Source organism: Isoptericola sp. Y581 (assembly GCF_059445475.1).
In genome coordinates this window covers 219,555-238,988 of the sequence record NZ_JCAIUK010000004.1, presented here as the reverse complement: position 1 = coordinate 238,988, position 19,434 = coordinate 219,555, and the positions used below count along the sequence as shown (strand labels likewise).

The 19,434-nt window shown below is 72.6% G+C and carries 21 protein-coding genes and 3 tRNA genes; 17 read left to right on the top strand and 7 right to left on the bottom strand.

Annotated features, from left to right (window positions below; translation table 11 throughout):
- The first annotated feature begins 39 nt into the window (after positions 1-39).
- From AC1C2W_RS09750 to AC1C2W_RS09725, 6 genes are all read left to right on the top strand, one after another.
- A complete protein-coding gene (locus tag AC1C2W_RS09750) occupies positions 40-336 on the top strand; it encodes a WXG100 family type VII secretion target (RefSeq protein ID WP_495388666.1) in 297 nt (98 codons plus the stop codon).
- A gap of 123 nt (positions 337-459) precedes the next feature.
- On the top strand, positions 460-756 hold the full coding sequence (locus AC1C2W_RS09745; RefSeq protein ID WP_495388666.1) for a WXG100 family type VII secretion target: 297 nt from the start codon (positions 460-462) through the stop codon (positions 754-756).
- Between the two features lie 117 nt (positions 757-873).
- Positions 874-1,455 (top strand): hypothetical protein, encoded by a 582-nt coding sequence (locus tag AC1C2W_RS09740; RefSeq protein ID WP_495412978.1) that lies wholly within the window; start codon positions 874-876, stop codon positions 1,453-1,455.
- Positions 1,456-1,609: 154 nt separating this feature from the next.
- Positions 1,610-3,028, top strand: a complete 1,419-nt coding sequence (locus tag AC1C2W_RS09735) for an FAD-dependent oxidoreductase (protein WP_495388663.1) — start codon at positions 1,610-1,612, stop codon at positions 3,026-3,028.
- A gap of 142 nt (positions 3,029-3,170) precedes the next feature.
- Positions 3,171-4,064 carry a zinc metalloprotease HtpX gene (gene htpX, locus AC1C2W_RS09730; protein WP_495388662.1) on the top strand — a complete coding sequence of 298 codons (894 nt, stop codon included), beginning with the start codon at positions 3,171-3,173 and terminating at the stop codon, positions 4,062-4,064.
- Positions 4,065-4,154: 90 nt separating this feature from the next.
- A complete protein-coding gene (locus AC1C2W_RS09725; RefSeq protein WP_495412977.1) occupies positions 4,155-5,042 on the top strand; it encodes a potassium channel family protein in 888 nt (295 codons plus the stop codon).
- Here the strand turns inward: AC1C2W_RS09725 and AC1C2W_RS09720 are convergent.
- Genes AC1C2W_RS09720 through rarD form a run of 3 tightly spaced genes read right to left on the bottom strand, consistent with a single transcriptional unit; the run spans position 5,015 to position 7,439 of the window.
- Positions 5,015-5,974 carry an HAD family hydrolase gene (locus tag AC1C2W_RS09720; protein ID WP_495388660.1) on the bottom strand — a complete coding sequence of 320 codons (960 nt, stop codon included), beginning with the start codon at positions 5,972-5,974 and terminating at the stop codon, positions 5,015-5,017. The genes AC1C2W_RS09725 and AC1C2W_RS09720 overlap by 28 nt on opposite strands.
- A gap of 7 nt (positions 5,975-5,981) precedes the next feature.
- On the bottom strand, positions 5,982-6,479 hold the full coding sequence (locus AC1C2W_RS09715; protein ID WP_495388659.1) for a YajQ family cyclic di-GMP-binding protein: 498 nt from the start codon (positions 6,477-6,479) through the stop codon (positions 5,982-5,984).
- A gap of 21 nt (positions 6,480-6,500) precedes the next feature.
- Positions 6,501-7,439 (bottom strand): EamA family transporter RarD, encoded by a 939-nt coding sequence (gene rarD / locus AC1C2W_RS09710; protein ID WP_495388658.1) that lies wholly within the window; start codon positions 7,437-7,439, stop codon positions 6,501-6,503.
- A 135-nt stretch (positions 7,440-7,574) separates the two neighbouring features.
- On the opposite strand from rarD, the gene AC1C2W_RS09705 reads away from it, so the two are divergent.
- From AC1C2W_RS09705 to AC1C2W_RS09665, 9 genes are all read left to right on the top strand, one after another.
- Positions 7,575-7,656 (top strand) — tRNA-Tyr (locus AC1C2W_RS09705).
- Positions 7,657-7,800: 144 nt separating this feature from the next.
- Positions 7,801-7,873: transfer RNA gene (locus AC1C2W_RS09700), tRNA-Thr, on the top strand.
- A 64-nt stretch (positions 7,874-7,937) separates the two neighbouring features.
- Positions 7,938-8,011 (top strand) — tRNA-Met (locus AC1C2W_RS09695).
- Between the two features lie 90 nt (positions 8,012-8,101).
- Positions 8,102-8,272, top strand: a complete 171-nt coding sequence (gene rpmG / locus AC1C2W_RS09690) for a 50S ribosomal protein L33 (RefSeq protein ID WP_495388657.1) — start codon at positions 8,102-8,104, stop codon at positions 8,270-8,272.
- A 29-nt stretch (positions 8,273-8,301) separates the two neighbouring features.
- Positions 8,302-8,772 carry an FAS1-like dehydratase domain-containing protein gene (locus AC1C2W_RS09685; RefSeq protein WP_495388656.1) on the top strand — a complete coding sequence of 157 codons (471 nt, stop codon included), beginning with the start codon at positions 8,302-8,304 and terminating at the stop codon, positions 8,770-8,772.
- On the top strand, positions 8,772-9,206 hold the full coding sequence (locus AC1C2W_RS09680; protein ID WP_495388655.1) for a MaoC/PaaZ C-terminal domain-containing protein: 435 nt from the start codon (positions 8,772-8,774) through the stop codon (positions 9,204-9,206). Before AC1C2W_RS09685 ends, AC1C2W_RS09680 begins: the two co-directional genes overlap by 1 nt.
- 98 nt (positions 9,207-9,304) lie before the next feature.
- Complete coding sequence (locus AC1C2W_RS09675; RefSeq protein ID WP_495412976.1) at positions 9,305-11,530, top strand: N-acetylmuramoyl-L-alanine amidase; 2,226 nt, start codon at positions 9,305-9,307, stop codon at positions 11,528-11,530.
- Between the two features lie 140 nt (positions 11,531-11,670).
- Positions 11,671-11,976, top strand: coding sequence for a hypothetical protein (locus AC1C2W_RS09670; RefSeq protein ID WP_495412975.1), 306 nt, complete (start codon positions 11,671-11,673; stop codon positions 11,974-11,976).
- On the top strand, positions 11,973-12,290 hold the full coding sequence (locus AC1C2W_RS09665; RefSeq protein ID WP_495412974.1) for a GNAT family N-acetyltransferase: 318 nt from the start codon (positions 11,973-11,975) through the stop codon (positions 12,288-12,290). Before AC1C2W_RS09670 ends, AC1C2W_RS09665 begins: the two co-directional genes overlap by 4 nt.
- A gap of 48 nt (positions 12,291-12,338) precedes the next feature.
- Here the strand turns inward: AC1C2W_RS09665 and AC1C2W_RS09660 are convergent, their stop codons facing one another.
- Positions 12,339-13,658 carry a C39 family peptidase gene (locus AC1C2W_RS09660; RefSeq protein ID WP_495412973.1) on the bottom strand — a complete coding sequence of 440 codons (1,320 nt, stop codon included), beginning with the start codon at positions 13,656-13,658 and terminating at the stop codon, positions 12,339-12,341.
- Between the two features lie 201 nt (positions 13,659-13,859).
- Positions 13,860-15,074: a LacI family DNA-binding transcriptional regulator gene (locus tag AC1C2W_RS09655; protein WP_495412972.1), complete on the bottom strand. Its 1,215-nt coding sequence runs from the start codon at positions 15,072-15,074 to the stop codon at positions 13,860-13,862.
- A 100-nt stretch (positions 15,075-15,174) separates the two neighbouring features.
- On the opposite strand from AC1C2W_RS09655, the gene AC1C2W_RS09650 reads away from it, so the two are divergent.
- A complete protein-coding gene (locus AC1C2W_RS09650) occupies positions 15,175-16,455 on the top strand; it encodes an MFS transporter (protein ID WP_495388651.1) in 1,281 nt (426 codons plus the stop codon).
- Positions 16,456-16,457: 2 nt separating this feature from the next.
- On the top strand, positions 16,458-17,702 hold the full coding sequence (locus AC1C2W_RS09645) for a UDP-N-acetylmuramate dehydrogenase (RefSeq protein WP_495413054.1): 1,245 nt from the start codon (positions 16,458-16,460) through the stop codon (positions 17,700-17,702).
- Between the two features lie 19 nt (positions 17,703-17,721).
- On the opposite strand, the gene AC1C2W_RS09640 is transcribed toward AC1C2W_RS09645, so the two are convergent.
- Positions 17,722-18,741, bottom strand: a complete 1,020-nt coding sequence (locus AC1C2W_RS09640) for a L,D-transpeptidase family protein (RefSeq protein WP_495412971.1) — start codon at positions 18,739-18,741, stop codon at positions 17,722-17,724.
- A gap of 256 nt (positions 18,742-18,997) precedes the next feature.
- Positions 18,998-19,294 carry an SHOCT domain-containing protein gene (locus AC1C2W_RS09635; protein ID WP_495412970.1) on the bottom strand — a complete coding sequence of 99 codons (297 nt, stop codon included), beginning with the start codon at positions 19,292-19,294 and terminating at the stop codon, positions 18,998-19,000.
- Between the last annotated feature and the right edge of the window lie 140 nt (positions 19,295-19,434).

The window sequence follows — 19,434 nt, the reverse complement described above, 5'->3', positions numbered from 1 at the left end:
GGGGGCCGGCCGGACCACTGATGAGTCGAGGAGCTTTTCATGGCGAACATGAACGTCACGTACGACGAGCTGCGGTCGCAGGCGGGTCAGCTGCGCAACGGTCAGCAGCAGATGCAGGACATCCTGCACAACCTGCAGTCGCAGGTGGACAACCTGGTGTCGTCGGGCTTCGTGACCGATCAGGCGTCGGGTGCGTTCCAGACCTCCTACCAGGAGTTCACGACGGGTACCACGCAGGCCATCGAGGGCCTCGAGGGTATGGCGTCGTTCCTGGAGCAGGCTGCGCAGACGCTGTCCGACGCGGACTCGCAGCTGGCGCAGGGCATCCGCGGCTGACGTCGCACCGATGGGGACTAGTCCCCATCGACGGGTGTCGGCGCGCCCAGTAGGGTCCTCATCGAGGACGACGGATCGGCCGCAAGGGGGCCGGCCGATGGATCGAGAGCTGAGGAGCTTTTCATGGCGAACATGAACGTCACGTACGACGAGCTGCGGTCGCAGGCGGGTCAGCTGCGCAACGGTCAGCAGCAGATGCAGGACATCCTGCACAACCTGCAGTCGCAGGTGGACAACCTGGTGTCGTCGGGCTTCGTGACCGATCAGGCGTCGGGTGCGTTCCAGACCTCCTACCAGGAGTTCACGACGGGTACCACGCAGGCCATCGAGGGCCTCGAGGGTATGGCGTCGTTCCTGGAGCAGGCTGCGCAGACGCTGTCCGACGCGGACTCGCAGCTGGCGCAGGGCATCCGCGGCTGACGTCGGTCAGCTGTGCCGGCCCTAGGGCTGGTGTCTCGAGGGGCGGTCCGGTTTCCGGGCCGCCCCTCGACGCTGTCGTGCTGTCCCTCCACCCCGACGTCCGGCCGGGAGGCTGACATGGAACCCCGTTCGCGCCGCAGGTTGTACCTCGGCATTCTCGTTGCCTTCTTCGTGATCTCCGTGGCGCGCCTGGTGATCACGGTCCAGCGCGACGGGTTCGAGGACGCCACGCTGTGGATCGCGCTCCTGGTGGTCGCGCTGATCGTGGTGGTGACGCTCGCGGTGGTCGTGCGGCGCGCCGGTGCGGTCGCGGCGCACGTCGCGCGTCAGCGGCCCGGTGCCCGCGTCGTCCCGGTGTTCACGACGTCCGAGACGCTCGACGAGGCACGGTCCGTCGGTGCCCACGTGCAGGGGATCGCGGCGATGGGCGGGAGCCCGGCGGCCCTCGCGGTCGCGGGCGGTCAGGTCGAGGTGTGGGTACGCCGCGAGCAGTCTCCGCGCTGGGCGGTGCGCCGGGTGCCGGGCGGGGTGGCCGAGACGCGCGCCGTCTACGGATCCCGCGAGACGGCGGCGCTGCGGGTGGCCGACGACGCCGCGGCCGTCACCGTGGTGCCCGCGTACCGGCCCCTGCGCGCGACCGGTGGCATGGTCGACGAGGACGTCGCGCGCGCCGTGCAGGAGCTCACCCTCGCGCCTTGACCGATAGGCGAGACGGGCCGTTCGTTTGATGAGACGGTTGTGGCATTCTGGGTAAGGCTGGACCCTGAGTAGTGAGGTAACCCTCACCAGTTCGCAGGAGAATTCTCCTAGAATCGAACGCCACGCACCCCCGATCCGGAAGGCGTACCTCGCAGTGAGCAGCATCCGACCTCTGCGCGTCGCGATCGTCGGCGCAGGCCCCGCCGGCACCTACGCCGCGGACATCCTGTCGAAGACCGACCTCGACGTGAGCATCGACCTCTTCGAGCGTCTTCCCGCGCCGTTCGGCCTCGTGCGCTACGGCGTCGCGCCCGACCACCCGCGCATCAAGGGCATCGTCAGCGCCTTGCACAAGGTGCTGTCTCGCGGTGACGTCCGCCTGCTGGCCAACGTCGTCTACGGGATCGACCTCAAGCTCGACGACCTGCGCCAGTTCTACGACGCGGTGGTCTTCTCGACGGGCGCGATCAAGGACTCTGCGCTGACGGTGCCCGGCGTCGACCTGGACGGCTCGTACGGGGCTGCGGACTTCGTGTCCTGGTACGACGGGCACCCCGACGTGCCGCGCACCTGGCCGCTCGAGGCCAAGGAGGTCGCCGTGCTGGGCGCCGGGAACGTCGCCCTCGACGTGGCCCGGATCCTCGCCAAGCACGCCGACGACCTGCTGCCCACGGAGATCCCGGCCAACGTCTACGACATCCTCAAGGCCTCGCCGGTCACGGACGTGCACGTGTTCGCCCGCCGCGGCCCGGCGCAGGTGAAGTTCTCCCCGCTCGAGCTGCGCGAGCTCGGGCACGTGCCGGACGTCGACATCGTCGTCTACCCAGAGGACTACGACTTCGACGAGGGCTCGATGGCCGCCGTCGAGTCGTCCAACCAGACCAAGCAGGTCGTCAAGACGCTCACCGACTGGACGCTCGTCGACCCGTCGACGCAGTCCGCGTCCCGGCGCATCCACCTGCACTTCCTGCACTCGCCCGTGGAGATCACGGGCACCGACGGGAAGGTGACCGGGCTGCGCACGGAGCGCACCGCCTTGCAGGGCGACGGCACCGTCAAGGGCACGGGCGAATTCCACGACTGGCCGGTCCAGGCGGTCTACCGCGCGGTCGGCTACTTCGGGTCGCCCCTGTCGGAGATCCCGTTCGACGAGCGCAAGGGCGTCATTGCCAACCGCGAGGGCCGCGTCGTCGACCTGGACGGCGAGCACCTGCCGGGCGTGTACGCCACGGGCTGGATCAAGCGCGGCCCGGTGGGCCTCATCGGGCACACCAAGTCCGACGCCTCCGAGACGATCCGCCACCTGGTGGAGGACGTCACGGGCGTCGGCGACGCCGGTGACGTGTCCACGGGCGACCTCGGCGGCGGCCGCACCGCCCCGCAGGGGGACCCACAGGCCGTGCTCGACTTCCTCGCCGACCGCGGCGTGGACGTCGTCGAGTGGGCCGACTTCGAGGTGCTCGACGCGCACGAGCGCGCGCTCGGCGAGCCGCACGGCCGCGAGCGCATCAAGGTCGTGCCGCGCACCGAGATGCTGGACGTCGCCAAGCGTCGCGCCTCCTCCGCTGGTTGAGCCTGTCGAAACCCTGTCCGACGGTTTCGACAGGCTCAACCAGCGTCGCGCGGGAACCGGGCGGGGCGCCGGTGCGTTCCACCCGTGGGATCCCGTCGGGCGCGCACGCGTCGGGGACGCGCGGAAGGAGACAGCAGGACACATGGGCCATCAGCACTTCAACGGTCTCAAGACGGCGGCACTCTTCGGTGTCATGTGGGCCGTCGTCCTCGGCCTGTGGGCGATCTTCTTCCGCGGCAGCCAGAGCATGCTGTTCATCTTCGTGGCGATCGGTCTGATCACGACGTTCGTCAGCTACTGGAACTCGGACAAGATCGCGATCCGCGCGATGCACGCGTATCCGGTCACCGAGCTCGAGGCGCCGGAGATGTACCGCATCGTGCGCGAGCTCTCCACCGCGGCCCGCCAGCCCATGCCCCGGCTGTTCATCTCGCCCACCCAGGCGCCGAACGCCTTCGCGACCGGGCGCAACCCCAAGAACGCGGCCGTCTGCTGCACGGAGGGGATCCTGCGCCTGCTCGACGAGCGGGAGCTGCGCGGCGTGCTCGGGCACGAGCTCATGCACGTGTACAACCGCGACATCCTCACGTCGTCGGTCGCCTCGGCGATGGCGGGCGTCATCACGTCGCTGGCCCAGTTCCTGCTGATCTTCGGCGGCGGCGACCGCCGCAACGGTGGCAACCCGCTCGCGGCGCTCGCGCTCGCGATCCTGGCGCCGTTCGCGGCGATGCTCATCCAGATGGCGATCACCCGGACCCGCGAGTACGACGCGGACGAGGACGGCGCCAAGCTCACCGGTGACCCGATGGCCCTCGCCTCGGCGCTGCGGAAGCTGGAGTCCGGCACGGCCAAGGCGCCGCTACCCCAGACCCGCGAGCTCGAGAACGTCTCGCACCTCATGCTCGCCAACCCGTTCCGCGGCGCGGGCATGGCCAAGCTGTTCTCCACCCACCCGCCGATGGCCGAACGCATCGCGCGCCTCGAGAAGATGGCCGGCGGCAGCGGCTTCGGCCCCGGGGGCATCACCCGGTACTGATGGCCCCGCCCGGCACCCGGCTCGGCACCCTTCGTCGGCACCGGTCGCAGCACGCGCGGGCGCGGGGCCGCTCTGGCAGGCTGACCAGCGATGTCCCAGCCGATGCCCGACGGCGCGCCTGCCGCGCCCGAGCGCCCGCCGTCCGCGTCGCCGGACCCGGACGCCGGCAGGGAGCGCCTGCGGCGCTGGCAGGCCGCGACGGAGTGGCCGCTGACCGCGATCGGGGTGCTGTTCCTGGTGGCCTACGGGGTGCCGATCGCCTTCCCCCAGGCGTCCGCGGGCGTGCGGGCGGCGTGCACCGCCGTCCTCGCGGTCACGTGGCTGGTGTTCGTCGTGGACTACGTGGTGCGCGCGCGGCTGGCCCCGCGCACCTGGGACTACGTGCGCCGGCACCCGCTCGAGCTGGCGGTCGTGGTGCTCCCCGTGCTGCGCCCGCTGCTGCTGATCTCGGTGGTGGCGCGCCTCAACCGCCTCAACGCGATGCGGCTGCGTGGCAAGGTGGTGCGCTTCGCCGTCGCGGGCACGGCGCTCCTCGTGCTCGTCGGGGCGCTGACCGTGACCCAGGCCGAGCGGGGGGCGCCCGGGGCGAGCATCGTGAACCTCGGCGACGGGTTCTGGTGGGCGATGGTGACCATCACGACCGTGGGCTACGGGGACATGGCGCCGGTGACGCCCGCGGGCCGGGTCATCGCGGTCGGCCTGATGCTCGGCGGGGTGGCGTTGCTCGGCGTCGTGACGGCGACCCTGGCGTCGGTGCTGGTCGAGCGGGTCACCAGGATCCCGGACGACGCCGATGACCCTGATGGCGCCGAGGACGCGGCCGCCGCGCTCGCGCCCGGGGACGTGCCGCTCGGCACGGTGGCGTCACCGCAGCAGGTGACGCTCCTGACCGCCGAGGTGCAGGCCCTGCGCGCGGAGCTCGTCGCCGCGCGGCGGCGCGAGGAGCGGCGTCAGCGGGGCGGTTCGACGGGCGCCTGAGGGCGCCGCGCGGCATCCTCGACCGCGTCCTCGGACCGGGGCTCGAGCGCGGCCTCGAGCACATGCTCCAGCGCCGCCGCCACGCCGTCCTCGTCGTTGCCGGGGACGACGGCGTCCGCGCACGCGAGCACGTCGGGGTGCGCGTTGGCGACGGCGTGCCCGCGCCCGGCCCAGCGCAGCATCGGCAGGTCGTTCGGCATGTCGCCGAACGTCCACACGTCGCGTGCGTCCACGCCGAGCCGCCCGCACCAGCGGGCGAGCGCGACGTCCTTCGTGACCCCGGGCGGCAGCAGCTCGGCCAGGCCGGCGGCGCCCGAGTAGTGCAGCTCGGCCCGGCCGTCCACGGCGGCGCGCACGCGGTCGAAGAAGGCGTCCTGTGCGGCGTCGCGCACGGCGCCGCGCTGCACGACGCCGAACCCCTGACGCGGGGTGTCCGGGCGTACGGCGAGGAGCTTGGCGGCGCGGTCGGCGGACGTCCGCAGGGACTCCTCGATCGGGGCCGCGCGCAGGTCCCGGCTCAGGTCCGGCTCGCCGTCGGGGAACCAGGGGTCGAAGGCGGGCCCCGCGACGGTCTCGACGGCGAGCGCGACGCCGGGCACCGCAGCGCGCAGGTCGGCGACCATGGCGTGCAGGACGTCGTCGTCGAACCCGCACACCTCCAGCGCTCCGTCGCCGGCGAGGTCCCAGACCGCCGCCCCGCCGAGGCAGATCACGCGCCCGTGCCCGCCGACGAGGTCCGCGAGGGCGTGCAGCCAGCGCGGTGGGCGCGCCGTGACGAACACGACCTCGACGCCGGCGGCCTCGGCGGCGGCCAGCGCGCGCCGGGTCCGGACGGAGACGGACCCGTCCGAGCGCAGCAGCGTGCCGTCGAGGTCCGTCGCCACCACGCGCGGCAGCGCGCCCGACGTGCGCGCCGCGCCGCCGTCGGTCACCGGTCCGTCACCGGCGGTTCGTGAACTGCAGCGCGATGTCGAGGTCCGCGGCCTTGAGGAGAGCCATCACGGCCTGCAGGTCGTCGCGGGACTTGCTCGTCACGCGCACCTCGTCGCCGGTGATCTGGGTCTTGACGCCCTTGGGGCCCTCCTCGCGGATCACCTTGGTGATCTTCTTCGCGTTCTCGCCGGCCAGGCCCTCCTTGACGGTGCCGGCCAGCCGGTAGAGCTTGCCGGACGCCTGCGGCTCGTTCTCGCCCGTGTCGAGGGCCTTGAGCGATACGCCCCGCTTGATCAGCTTGGTCTGGAACACGTCCAGCGCCGCGAGCACGCGCTCGGCCGAGTTCGCCTGGATGACGACGGTGTCCTGCCCGCTCCAGGCGATCGAGGCGTCCACGCCCTTGAAGTCGTAGCGCTGGGAGATCTCCTTCGCTGCCTGGTTGAGGGCGTTGTCCATCTCCTGGCGGTCCGCCTTGCTCACGATGTCGAACGACGAGTCGGCCATGACGGTCTCCTTCGGCTCGGGTCAGGGTTCGGGAACCACCGTAGTGCGTGCGCGCGCGACGAGACGCGCGGCCCGCGCCTGCCGGGTGCCGTCGGCGGTGAGGATCACGAGGGCGACCCAGACCAGGGCGAAGCCGGCCCAGCGGGTCGGCGACATGTGCTCGCCGAAGACGAGCAGGCCGAGCAGGAACTGCAGCACCGGGGTCAGGTACTGCAGCATCCCTAGCACGGTCAGCGGTAGACGCCGCGCGGCGCCGGAGAAGAGCAGCAGGGGCAGGCCGGTCACCACCCCGCAGGTGGCGAGGAGCAGGGCGTGCCCGACGCCGTCGGTGGTGAACGTCCCGGCCCCGGTGGCGCTCAGCCAGCAGAGGTAGGCGAGCGCGAACGGCGTCGCCACCGCGGTCTCGGCGGCGAGGCCGGGCAGGGCGCCCACACCGCGGCCCACGCGGTTCTTCACCAGCGAGTAGAGGCCGAACGCCCCGGCGAGGACGAGGGCGATCCAGGGCAGCCCACCCACGCCGGTGGAGATCACGACGACGGCCGCGGCGCCGAAGCCGAGCGCGATCCACTGAGCAACGCGCAGCCGCTCGCGCAGCACGAGCACGCCGAGCAGCACGGTGAGCAGCGGGTTGATGAAGTAGCCGAGCGCGGCGTCCAGCACATGGTCGGCGAGCACCGCGTACACGTACGTGGTCCAGTTCACGACGATCAGCACGGATGCGAGGGCGAGGGCCGCCATCGTCCGGGCGTCTCGGAGCACGGCGACGAAGGAGCCGACGGTCCGGGTGACGACGAGCAGCAGCAGGCAGAACAACAGGCTCCACACGACCCGGTGCGCGATGATCTCCACCGGCCCCGCCGGTACGAGCAGCGGGAAGAACAGAGGCATCGCGCCCCACAGGACGAACGCGGAGAGCCCGAGCGGCAGGCCCCAGCGATCGGGAGAGGAAGGGGTCGTCACGGCCTCACTGTAGGTCGGCGGCGGGGCTCGGCTGCGGCGCCCGGCGGCCGTGACCGGGGCCACGCGGACTGGATTTCCCGGGAGGGTGTCCGGGGCGTTATTGTTCTACCCGCGAGCTCGTCCGCGAGCCCGCACGGCAGGTTGCCCGAGCGGCCAAAGGGATCTGACTGTAAATCAGACGGCACAGCCTTCGTGGGTTCGAATCCCTCACCTGCCACATCGACGGTCGGGGCACCATCTTTCGGATGGTGCCCCGCCCGACGTCTGGGGAAGGTCTTCACGACCCCGGTGCATGGCGCGATCGGGCGGGTATCCCGCTGATTTCGCCAGGTGTCGGGAGCCGTGTAGAGTCTTGCCCGCCGCCCCGATAGCTCAGACGGCAGAGCGTCTCCATGGTAAGGAGAAGGTCAAGGGTTCGATTCCCTTTCGGGGCTCTGTGACGCGACGCGGGAACGTTCTTCGTAGTTCGAAAGAACGGTCTCGTGTTCAGTCACGCGCGGCGGGGTAGCTCAGCTGGTCAGAGCGCACGACTCATAATCGTGAGGTCGCGGGTTCGAGCCCCGCCCTCGCTACCGACACCATCACGGTTCGACGGCCGGCGTCGGACCGGCCTGTTCCTTGACGCACGTTGCGCCTTCCGGGGGCGCGAGAGGTGACACACCATGGCTTCCAAGAGCGCGGACGTCCGCCCGAAGATCACGCTCGCCTGCGTGGACTGCAAGGAGCGGAACTACATCACCAAGAAGAACCGCCGCAACGACCCCGATCGGCTCGAGATGGCGAAGTTCTGCCCGCGCTGCGGCAAGCACACGGCGCACCGCGAGACCCGCTGACCGCGGCCGCTCGAGAGCTTCACACCGACGTGGCGAACGCCGACTTCGCGGGCCGGGAGTACCCGGCCACGGCTCCCTACAGCGTGGGCCGGGAGAAGATTCGTGAGTTCGCCGCCGCCGTCGGTGCCATGCACCCCGCCCACCACGACATCGTGGTGGCGCGGGGTTCTGGCTATCCGGACCTCGTCGCGCCCCCCACGTTCGCTGTCGTCGTGGCGCAGCGCGCCGAGGCGCAGTACGTGCAGGACCCGGAGGCCGGCATCGACTTCTCCCGCGTGGTGCACGCGGACGAGAAGTTCACCCACCACCGCCCGATCGTCGCCGGCGACGAGCTGGTCACGGTGCTGCACGTGGACTCGGTGACCGCGCGGGGGGGCATCGCCATGGTGACCACCCGCTGCGAGATCTTCGCGGTGCTCGACGACGGGTCCGACGAGAGTGCCCGCGAGCCGGTGTCCACCGTGACCTCCAGCCTCGTGATCCGCGGGGAGGGCTCCTGATGCCGCACGAGCAGACCCGGCCCGTTCTCGCGGAGCTGTCCGTCGGCGACGTCGTCGCCACGGGCACGGTGGAGCTCGACCGCGCCCGCCTCGTGCGATACGCCGGGGCAAGCGGCGACTTCAACCCGATCCACTGGGACGAGTCCTTCGCCACCGAGGTCGGCCTCCCGGGCGTCATCGCGCACGGCATGCTCACCATGGGTTCCGTCGTCGGCATCGTCGCCGACTGGGCGGGGGACCCGGGCGCGGTGGTGCAGTACCAGGCCCGCTTCACCAAGCCGGTCCCGGTGCCGTCCCGCGGGGCTGCGTCCGTCGAGGTCACGGCCACCGTCGGCGCGATCGACCCCGCCGCCGGCACGGCCCGCGTCGACCTCACGGTGACCCACGAGGGCGTGAAGGTGCTCGGCCGCGCCCAGGCCGTCGTCCGCATCTGACGGAGACTTTCGCTCTTCCACTTCCCCTGAAAGGGGATTTCACGGTTCGATGACGCTGTACGCCATGACGTACACCGTCCTCGAGAGGAGCACTCCCCGTGAGATCCGTACGACGACGCACCACCGGCCTGGCAGCAGCCGGCCTCCTCATCCCCCTGGTCACGGTCCCCGCCATCACCGCGGGCGCCGGGCCTTCCACCGCGCCCACGTCCGAGGTGGCCTGCGACACCGTCGTCGCGGCCCCCGACCGCGAGTCCGCGTTCACGGCCGCGAGCGAGGCCACCGGCGTGCCGGCGGACCTGCTCAAGGCCGTCTCCTACATGGAGTCCCGCTGGGACCAGCACGCCGGCGAGCCCAGCGCGGACGGAGGCTACGGGCTCTTCAACCTGCTCGACCACGCCCCCGAGACGCCCGACGGGGCCGGCAAGGACACCGGGTCGCGCACAGGCGTGAGCGAGCTGGACCGTGCCGCGGCGCTGACCGGGCTCACGGTCGCCGAGCTGAGGTCGGACGCCGCGGCCAACACGTGCGGCGGCGCCGCGCTCCTCGCCTCGTACCAGGAGGCGGCCGGGGGCGGCGCCGACGGCGCCCTCGTGACCTGGAGCACCGCGGTCGCCCGCATGAGCGACGCCCCGACGTTCGCCGACCGGGTGTTCACCACCCTGCGCCAGGGCGAGGCCAGCACCACCGACGACGGCGGGAGCGTCACCCTCGCCGCAAGGCCGGACGCCGTCCTGCCGGAGTCGACGACCCGGGCCGCGGGTGACTCCGCCGGCGACCCAGCGGCCGACTGCCCGCGCGGCCTCAGCTGCGAGTGGCTGCCCGCGCCGTACGAGAAGGCGAGCGCCGACCTGCCGGACGACACCGGCAGCTACGGCAACCACGACCAGGCCGACCGCACGGGCAAGGGCGGGCCGTCGATCGACTACATCGTCATCCACGACACGGAGACGGCGTACGAGCCGACGGTGAACCTGGTGCAGGACCCGACCTACCTGGCGTGGAACTACACGCTGCGCTCGTCCGACGGACACGTCGCCAACCACCTCGAGCCGGCCGACGTCGGCTGGCACGCGGGCAACTGGTACGTGAACATGCACTCGATCGGCATCGAGCACGAGGGCTGGGCCGGCTCGTCGGGGTGGTTCACGGAGTCGATGTACCAGTCGTCGGCGGAGCTGGTGCGGTACCTGGGAAAGAAGTACGACGTCCCCCTCGACCGCGCCCACGTGATCGGGCACGACCAGGTTCCCGGCATCCTGCCCGGCTACACCAAGAGCGTGCACTGGGACCCGGGGCCCTACTGGGACTGGGAGCACTACTTCGAGCTGCTCGGCGAGCCGATCGGCGACGGCCTGGACCCGACGACGGACGTCGCACCCGGCGACGTCGTCGAGGTCGTGGCGGGCTACGACGGCAACGCCAACCCGGTCACCGGGTGCGAGCAGGCGTCGCCCGGCTCGGGCGAGTGCGTCGCGGGGGCGGGCACCAACTTCACGCTCGCCTACCAGGGGCCGTCGCTCGACGCGTCGTATGCCCGCGACCCCGGCTGGAAGCCCGACGGTGCCGACGGCACGACGTACGCGAGCGACGTCAGCGCACGCGTGCTGTCCGGACACAAGTTCGTCGTGGCGCAGGTCGAGGGCGAGTGGCTCGGCGTGTGGTGGGCCGGTTCCCTGGCCTGGATCCACAACCCGGCCTCGCGACCCGTCGTCGTGCCCAGCACCGGGCAGACGGTGACCGTGAGCGGGGACGAGGCGGCCGGCATCTACGGCCGGGCGTACCCCGAGGCCGCCGCGTACGAGCCCTACCCGGGCATCACCCCGCAGGCCGTCACACCGATCGAGTACACCGTCGGCGCCGACCAGAGCTACGTGGTGTCCGACGACGACGTGCAGGCGGACTACTACTACGCCACGTCGTTCGACGGCTCCGTCGCCGACGACCGGACCGACGTGCGCGGCGAGGACCCGTACTACCAGCTCTGGTACGCCCACCGGCAGGTGTTCGCCCGGGCCGCGGAGCTGACCCTGCACGACCCGGTGGTCACCGACGTCGAGGGGCCGACGATCGAGGGGAAGGCGAAGATCGGCCGCACACTCACCGTCGACCGGGGCGAGTACCTGCCCGACTCGCGCCGCCTCCACGTCGAGGTCCAGTGGCTGCGCGACGGTGAGCCCGTGCGCGGGGCGGACGGGAAGCGGTACCACCTCACCGGCCGCGACCGGGGTGCCGAGGTCTCGGTCGAGGTGACCGTCTCGGCCCGCGGGTACTCGTCGGCGACGTTCGTCTCCGACACCGTCGGCCCGGTGCGCTCGCACTGACGCCGAGATAGAGAACCCCTCAGCGCGAGATAGAGAACCCCTCAGCGCGAGATAGAGAAGCTCGGGCGAGGCCGCACCTGGCTGCGGCCTCGCCCGAGCCTCTCGATCTCGCAGGCCCGGTCGTCGGGCAGGATGTGTCCGTGACACCTCCCGCCCTGAACGACATCTCGCCCGCGGGGACCGGCGTGATCGGGTTTGAGGGCCAGGTGGTCGTCCGCCGTTTCACGCCGTCGGACGTCGAGCGGTATCGCTACTGGCTGCACCCCGAGCGGGAGTGGCATCGCTGGGACGGGTCGTACTTCCCCCGGCCGACGGCGGCGGAGGTCGACGCCGCGACCGCGCGGCTTCGCAGCGCGCTCGAGGACGGCACGGTGCATGCGCAGACATCGCCCCCCGGGCTGTCATCGCGCTGGCCGACGACCCTGAGATTCTCGTCGGTACGGTGAGCTGGTACTGGGAGTCCGAGGTCTCCGGCTGGCGCCGCATGGGTATCTCGGTCTACGACCCGGACACCCGAGGCCGCGGCGTCGGAACCGCAGCACTCAGCATCTGGACCGACCACCTCTTCGCCACCACCGACGCGTTCCGGCTGGACTTTGCGACCTGGTCCGGCAACGAGCGGATGCTGGCCGTCGGGCGCCGGCTCGGGTTCGTCGAAGAGGCTCGTTTCCGCGCCGCGCGGGAGGTGCGCGGGCGCCGCTACGACTCCGTCGTCTTGGGCGTGCTGCGCCGTGACTGGCCCTCGGTCAGAGCGAGATAGAGAACCCTTCTCTATCTCGGCGCGAAGGGTTCTCTATCTCGCGGGTGGTCACCAGTTGGGGGTGGCGCCCGGGACGTTGCGGGGCAGCTTCACGTGGTGCGGGTGGACGACGTACGTGAGGCCGTCGGTGGAGGTCTGCCAGACGCGCTCGAAGTTCTCGCGGGTGTAGATGCTTCGCACGTCGGCGTCGGTGGCCTTGTTGGGGTCGTTGATGATCGGGTCGCCGTCGGCGGTGAAGCCCACGATGGTCACGAGGTGGCCGTCGGTGCCGTAGCCCGCCTCCGGCATCTCCTCCTCGGCGAAGTTGATCGACACGACCAGCGGGATGCCCGCCGCGACGAAGCGCTCCGCCTCGGCCAGCGACCGCAGCCGCGTCACGAACGACTCCAGCCCGAACCGGTGGGCGTACGCCGTGTTGAACGGCCAGTTGCCCGCGCCCTCGTACGTGTAGTCCCACGCGTTGATCGCGGCGTAGGCGACCTGCGGGTCGCCGTTCGGCGCCACGATGTCCGACAGCTCGCGCTGCGGCACCTGGAACCGGCGGCCGTAGGAGTACTGGACCATCGTGGTGGACGTCGGCGAGCACCACACCTGCCCGCCCCCGCCGAACTCGGGGTACTCGCCGATGTGGACCAGCTGCGAGTATCCCGGTACGTCGAGCTCCACATGCCGGCCGAGGGTGAAGGCGCTCGTGCCCTGGTATGCCGAGTCGGGCAGGTACTCGTTGGTCATGGTGGTCACGCCCTCGAGCCGCGGGGTCGCCCTTGACCCGGCCGGGCGCAACAGGGTGACGCGGGTCTGGAACGCCTCGGGTTCGTGGCCGGTCTTCGCCACGAAGGTGTCGGTGTACAGGGCGGCGTCGTCGTCGCCCTGGCCGTCCACCGACGTGCGGTGGATGTCGCCGACCGAGCCGTCGGCGGGCGCGAAGTCGTCCCCGGACGCCCACCTGCCCATGACGAACCACTTGGTCCACGCGCCGTCGGCCTTGCGGCCGCGGAACTCGATCTCCGCCCAGGTGCCGGTGGGCGTGGTCGCGTTCCACGACGTGACGGACTCGTCGACGGCGTACCCGGTCTCGACCACCGGCGACGTCCACGTGCCCGTCTCGTACTCCACCGGGGTGCCGTCGCCGAACGGGTCGGTGTACTCGGTGGTCGGGCCGCCGTGCCCCCGCACGACGAGCGACCCGCCGGCGCCGGGGCGCAAGTTCTGCAGGTCGCCCTTGCGCAGGTCGGAGGTGCCCTCCCAGTGGGTGGCCGTGATCTTGTTGCCCGAGGGCGCCGGGTCGTCCGGGGGCGTGGCCCCCGCCGCGCCCGCGGTCGGGGCGATCACCGCCCCCGCTGCCAGGGCTGCCGTCGTCGCTCGCATCCAGCTCCCTCGCACCATGCCACTCGTCGTGCCTCTCATGGGTCCTCCCCACAGGCGGGGGCGGTGGACGGTCCCACCGCCCTGATGGCGACGACATTCCCAGATCCTGTGGTGCATGTCACGACTTTGCGGCATCTCGGCGCGCTCCGGGATCTCGTTTGAAGTCACGGATCCAGTCGGCGTCGGCCGCAGGCGGCTGCCCTACTCCTGCGGCCCGCTCGGCGGTGCCGGCCGGACGACGTCCGGCACCGCACCGGTGGTGGTGCCGGGCACGAGCTCGACGGGCAGCGTGGTGCGGGTGGGCTCGGCGCCGGCGAGCACGCCCAGCACGGCGCGGCCGAGCGCCGCGCCCTTGGCCTGGAGCGGCTGGTGGACGCTGGTGAGCACGTCGGGGGAGAGCCACGGCAGGTCGATCCCGTCGAACCCGGCGATCGACACGTCGTCGGGTACGCGCAGCCCGAGCTCGCGCGCGGCGATGACCGCGCCCGCGGCGAGCAGGTCGGAGTGGGCGATGATCGCCGTCGGCCGCTCCGTCTCCGGGACCCAGGCGCCGAGGATCTCGGTGGCGGCGTCCCGCCCGTGCTCCACCAGGGAGGCGGGCGTCTCCCACGAGATCACCGGCTCGATCTCGTCGCGCACGCCCTCGAGCCGGTGCCGCGTCGAGGTGCGGTCCGCCTGCGCGAGGCGGGCCGGGTCGATCGGGCCCGACCGCTCGGCCGCGTCGAGGGGGAGCGTGATCTCCGCGATGCGGGTGTGCCCGAGCTCGCGCAGGTGCCGCACGGCCTGCGCGGTGCCGGCCCGGTCGTCGAGCGCCACGAGCGGGGCGCCATCGACCCGGCCGCCCTCGCCCACGACGACGGGCACGTCGCGCCGCTGCAGCGCGGCGAGGGTCGCGTCGTCGGTGAGCACGCCCCACACGAGGACAGCGACGTCCATGGCGGCGGACTCCAGCAGCGGGTCCACGGCGGGCACGGGCGCGAGGCGGGCGGCGGTGTCGTCGTGGGAGGTGGCGTCGGTCGTGAGGTGGGAGGCGTCGCCGGAGGCGGGCGGGACGGCGGACGCGGGCGGGACGGCGGCCGCCCGGACGCCCGGGATGAGCAGCACCCCGAGCCCCTCGGCGCCGAGCACGCCGACCAGCCCGTCGAGCAGCTTGACCGCCACGGGGTCGCGGAACGCGCGGCCCGGCTGGTCGCCGATGACGACCCCCACGATCCCGGACCGGCCGGAGCGCAGCTGGCGCCCCAGCGGGTTGGGACCCGAGTAGCCGAGCTCCGCGGCCGCGGCGAGCACCTTGTCGCGGGTCTCGGCGGTGATCGGCCCGGCGCCGGAGAACGCCAGCGACGCGGTGGAGATCGAGACGCCGGCGAGCCCGGCCACCCGTGCGAGGGTCGGTCGGGTGCCGTGGCTGCGACCCATGGGGCTCCTTCCGGCGATGAGGGGCGCCAGCCTACCTGCGGGGCGAGGCGGTCGCCCGAAACGATTTGACCGGTGGGCCGGGAGCGGGAAGCGTCGGACCGTGACCCCCGCCCCGCGCCCGCCCGCGCCGCCGCACGCCGTGCGCGCCGCCTGGGCCGTCTTCCTCGTCTTCGTCGTGGCCGGGGTCGGCATGGCCACCTGGGCGTCGCGTATCCCCGCCGTCCGGGACGGGCTCGGCTACTCCGAGTCGCAGATGGGGGTGCTGCTGCTCACGGGTGCGATCGGGTCGCTGGTCGCGCTGCCGCTGTCCGGGATGATCGCCTCGCGCATCGGGGCGGCCCGCACCTGCGTGTCGTTCGCCGCGCTGGCGGCCGCCGGGTTCGCCGTCACGACCCTCGCCGTCGACGCCGACCACTCGCTGCTGGTGCGCGTCGGGCTGTTCCTCGGCGGCATGGGCGTGGGCATCTGGGACGCCGCGATGAACCTCGAGGGCGCGGTCGTCGAGCAGCGGCTCGGGCGCTCGATCATGCCGCGCTTCCACGCCGGGTTCTCGCTCGGCACGGTGGTGGGTGCCGGCATCGGCGCGCTCGCCGCCCATGCCGGGGCGTCGCTGTCGGGGCACGTCATCACCGTGATGGTGATCGACCTGCTGGTGGTCGTGGTCTGCGTGCGGTTCTTCGAGCCGACGGCGCACGGTGCCGGCGCGCCCGCGGAGGGCGCGCACGGCGCGGACACGCAGGCCGACCCGGCCACGGCGGTCGACGCCGGCACCGGGCACTCGCTGCGCGACACCCTGGCCACCTGGCGCGAGTCGCGGACGCTGCTCGTGGGGCTCGTCGTGCTCGCGGCCGCGCTCACCGAGGGCGCCGCGAACGACTGGGTGAGCCTCGCCGTCGTCGACGGGTTCGGCACCGGCGACGCCATGGGCGCGGTCGCCCTCGCCGTCTTCCTGTGCGCCATGACGCTCACCCGGCTGGCCGGGACCTCCCTGATCGACCGGTACGGGCGGGTGCCGATGCTGCGCGCGTGCGGGGTGGCCGCCCTCGTGGGCGTCGGCCTCTTCGCGCTCGTGCCGTCGTTGTGGGCGGCCCTGGTCGGCGTCGCGATCTGGGGCGCGGGCGCCGCGCTCGGCTTCCCGCTGGGCATGTCCGCCGCGTCGGACGAGCCGCGCAAGGCGGCCCTGCGCGTGTCCGTGGTCGCGACCATCGGCTACTCCGCCTTCTTCGTCGGCCCGGCCCTCATCGGCTTCCTCGCCGAGCACGTGGGCTACCGCGGCGCCCTGCTGGTGCTGGCCGTGCCCGTCGCGGTGGGGCTGCTGGTGGCCGGGGCCGCCCGCCCGCTGCCGGCCGCCCCTGACCCGGCGCGTACGCTGGGCGAGTGAGCCTGTCGACCCTGCCCACCTCGTCCGCCGACGACAACACCTCGTCGCCCCCAGCGTTCTCCGAGCTCACGACGCTGCGCGTCGGCGGCCCCGTCGACGCCTACGTGGAGGCCGAGTCGGAGGCCGAGCTGATCGACGCCGTGCGGGCCGCGGACGACGCCGGGCAGCCGGTGCTGGTGGTCGGCGGCGGCTCCAACCTGCTCGTCGCGGACGAGGGGTTCGCGGGGCTCGTCGTGCGGGACGCGCGCCAGGGTCTGGACGCCGACCTCGAGGACTCCTGCGGCACCGACGGGGCGTGCGGCGGCGCGAGCCTGAAGCTGCCGGCCGGGCAGGACTGGGACGCCTTCGTGGCCGAGGCCGTGGCCAACGAGTGGGTGGGCGTCGAGGCGCTGTCGGGTATCCCCGGCACCGTCGGTGCCGCCCCGGTGCAGAACATCGGCGCGTACGGCCAGGAGGTCGCCGGCGTCGTCGCGGCGGTGCGCACCTGGGACCGGGCCACGGGCGGCCGGCGCACCTTCCCGCTGAGCGAGCTCGGCTTCGGCTACCGCACGTCGTTGCTCAAGCGGACCATGCGGTCGGACGGCGGCGAGGGCGCACCCTGGTACCCGACGCCCCGGTTCGTCGTGCTCGAGGTGCACCTGCAGATGCGCCTCGGCAGCCTGTCGGCGCCCATCGGGTACGGCGAGCTGGCGCGGCGTCTGGGCGTCGAGGTGGGCGAGCGGGCGCCGTCCGCCGCGGTGCGGGAGGCCGTGCTGGAGCTGCGCGGGGGCAAGGGAATGCTGCTCGACGGCGTCGGCGTCGCCCCTGCCGCCGGCCAGGTGCCCGGCCAGGTGCCCGACCACGTGCCCGACCACGACCGGTGGTCCGCCGGGTCGTTCTTCACCAACCCGGTGCTGCCCGTCGAGGCGGCCGACGAGCTGCTGCCCCCGGACGCACCGCGCTTCCCCGTGCGCTCGCCCGCGCCCGAGACGACGACCGGCCCGAGCCTCGGCGTGGTCGACCCCGCGCTGGTCAAGACCAGCGCCGCATGGCTGATCGAGCACGCCGGGTTCACCAAGGGCTTCGGCCTCGCGGGCGAGCACAGCCCGGCTCGCCTGTCGACGCGTCACACCCTGGCGCTCACCAACCGCGGCGGCGCGACGGCGGCCGACCTCGTGGCGCTCGCCCGCGCCGTGCGCGACGGCGTGCGCGACACGTTCGGCATCGAGCTGGAGCCCGAGCCCGTGCTGGTCGGCACCGCCCTCTGACCCGTGTGAGCGCGCGGTCTCAGTAGAGGACGACGGGCGTGCCCGTCGGCATGCCCCAGGTGTCCCACAGCCAGTCCATCGCTGCGTTGGACACGCGCACGCAGCCGTGCGACGCCGGGTACGGCGGGATCGACCCGGAGCCGTGCACCGCGAAACCGCCGGTGAAGTACTTGGGCCGCCACATCTCGCCGAGCTCGAGCGTCGAGGAGTGCATGCCGTTGCGCTCCATGTACACGGCGTACGACCCGCGCGGCGTCGACGCGTGGTAGCTGCGGCCCTTCGCCTCGAACGTCTCGCCGTTGCCCGACGAGGCGTTGACGATCCGGGTGACCTTCCCGCCCTCGACCGTCATGAGGAGCTGCTTGTCGAGGTCGATCTCGATCGCCTTGCCCGACGACGACTGCGCCCGGGGCCGGATCCCGTCGTCCAGCGCGGCCTGCGTCTTCGGCCCGACGACGCCGTCGCGGTACTGCCCCGCCACCTTCTGCAGCGCCCACACGGCCTGCTGCGTCGCGGGCCCGAAGCTCCCGTCCGCGTCCTGGAGGAAGTACCCCAGCTCCTGCAGGCGCTCCTGCAGCGCGACGACCCGGTCACCCGCGTCGCCGTACTCGAGCATCTTGTCGCGCTCCTCGGCCGCCTTCTTCTCCGCGGCCTCCTGCTCGGCGGCTTCCTTCTGCGCCGCCTTCGCGGCGGCCTTCTCCTCGGCCTTCTCCTTGGCTTTCTCCTCGGCGGCCTTCTGCTCCGCCGCTTCCTTCTTCGCCTTCTTCGCGGCGGCCTTCTTCTCCGTGGCCTCCTGGTCGGCGCGCGCCTGGGCCTCGGTGTCGGAGTCCTCGGAGTCCTCGGAGTCCGAGGCGGTCGACCCGGGCGAGGCGGTGGCCTCGTCGGACGTGTCCGGGGAGGACGCCGTGGGCGCGGCGCCGGGAGTGGGCTCGGTGTCGTCCGACAGCGGCGCGCACCCGGCGAGCAGCAGCGCGAGCGCCACCGGCACGGCGACGAGCGACGCCGCACGGCGTCGCGACGAGCTGGGAACCGTACGCATCGCGTCCCTTTCGCGCCGGCGGCAGCGTGCGGAGGGGCGCGCTGCGAGGTACCACCGTGCCCCGCTGTCGCCCCGACCGCGACCGCAGCACTCCGGTCGTGTCCTGATCGTCACCGTCTCGTGACCTGTCACGACTCCTGACGTGCGACGGCGCCGAATCGTTGGGTCAGCACCTTCGGGTCAGCACGGTCGAGAACGCGATCCGTCCCGCCAACCCGGAGGATGACGGGACGGATCGCGTTCTCGACGGGGTGCGTCAGCGCCGGTCCGCCTTCAGGACGGCGAGGCGCTGGCGGTACTCGGCCTCGTCGATCTCGCCGCGGGCGAAGCGCTCGCCCAGGACGTCGACGCCGCCGGCGCCCCCGCGAGCCCACGGCGGGCCGTACCGTCGGGCACGGCCGGCGATGAGGAACACGACGGTGGCGAAGAGCGCGAACCACAGGATCGGGAAGACGATCCACCAGCCCGGCCCCCCGCCGCCGGCGTACGGGTGCCCCATGGCGGCTGCAGAGGCGACCGCGGGGACGGCGATCGCGGTGGCGGTGGTGAGCATCGTGGACTCCTCGTGACGGTGGGTCCGCCCGGTGCGGGCCCTCGACCACCACGGTCGCCCGCCGGGGGCAGGCGCGTCGTCAGCCCGCCGTACCGACCTGTGTCGTCCCCTCGTACTGCACTCGTGCGCCTGTGCGGCGG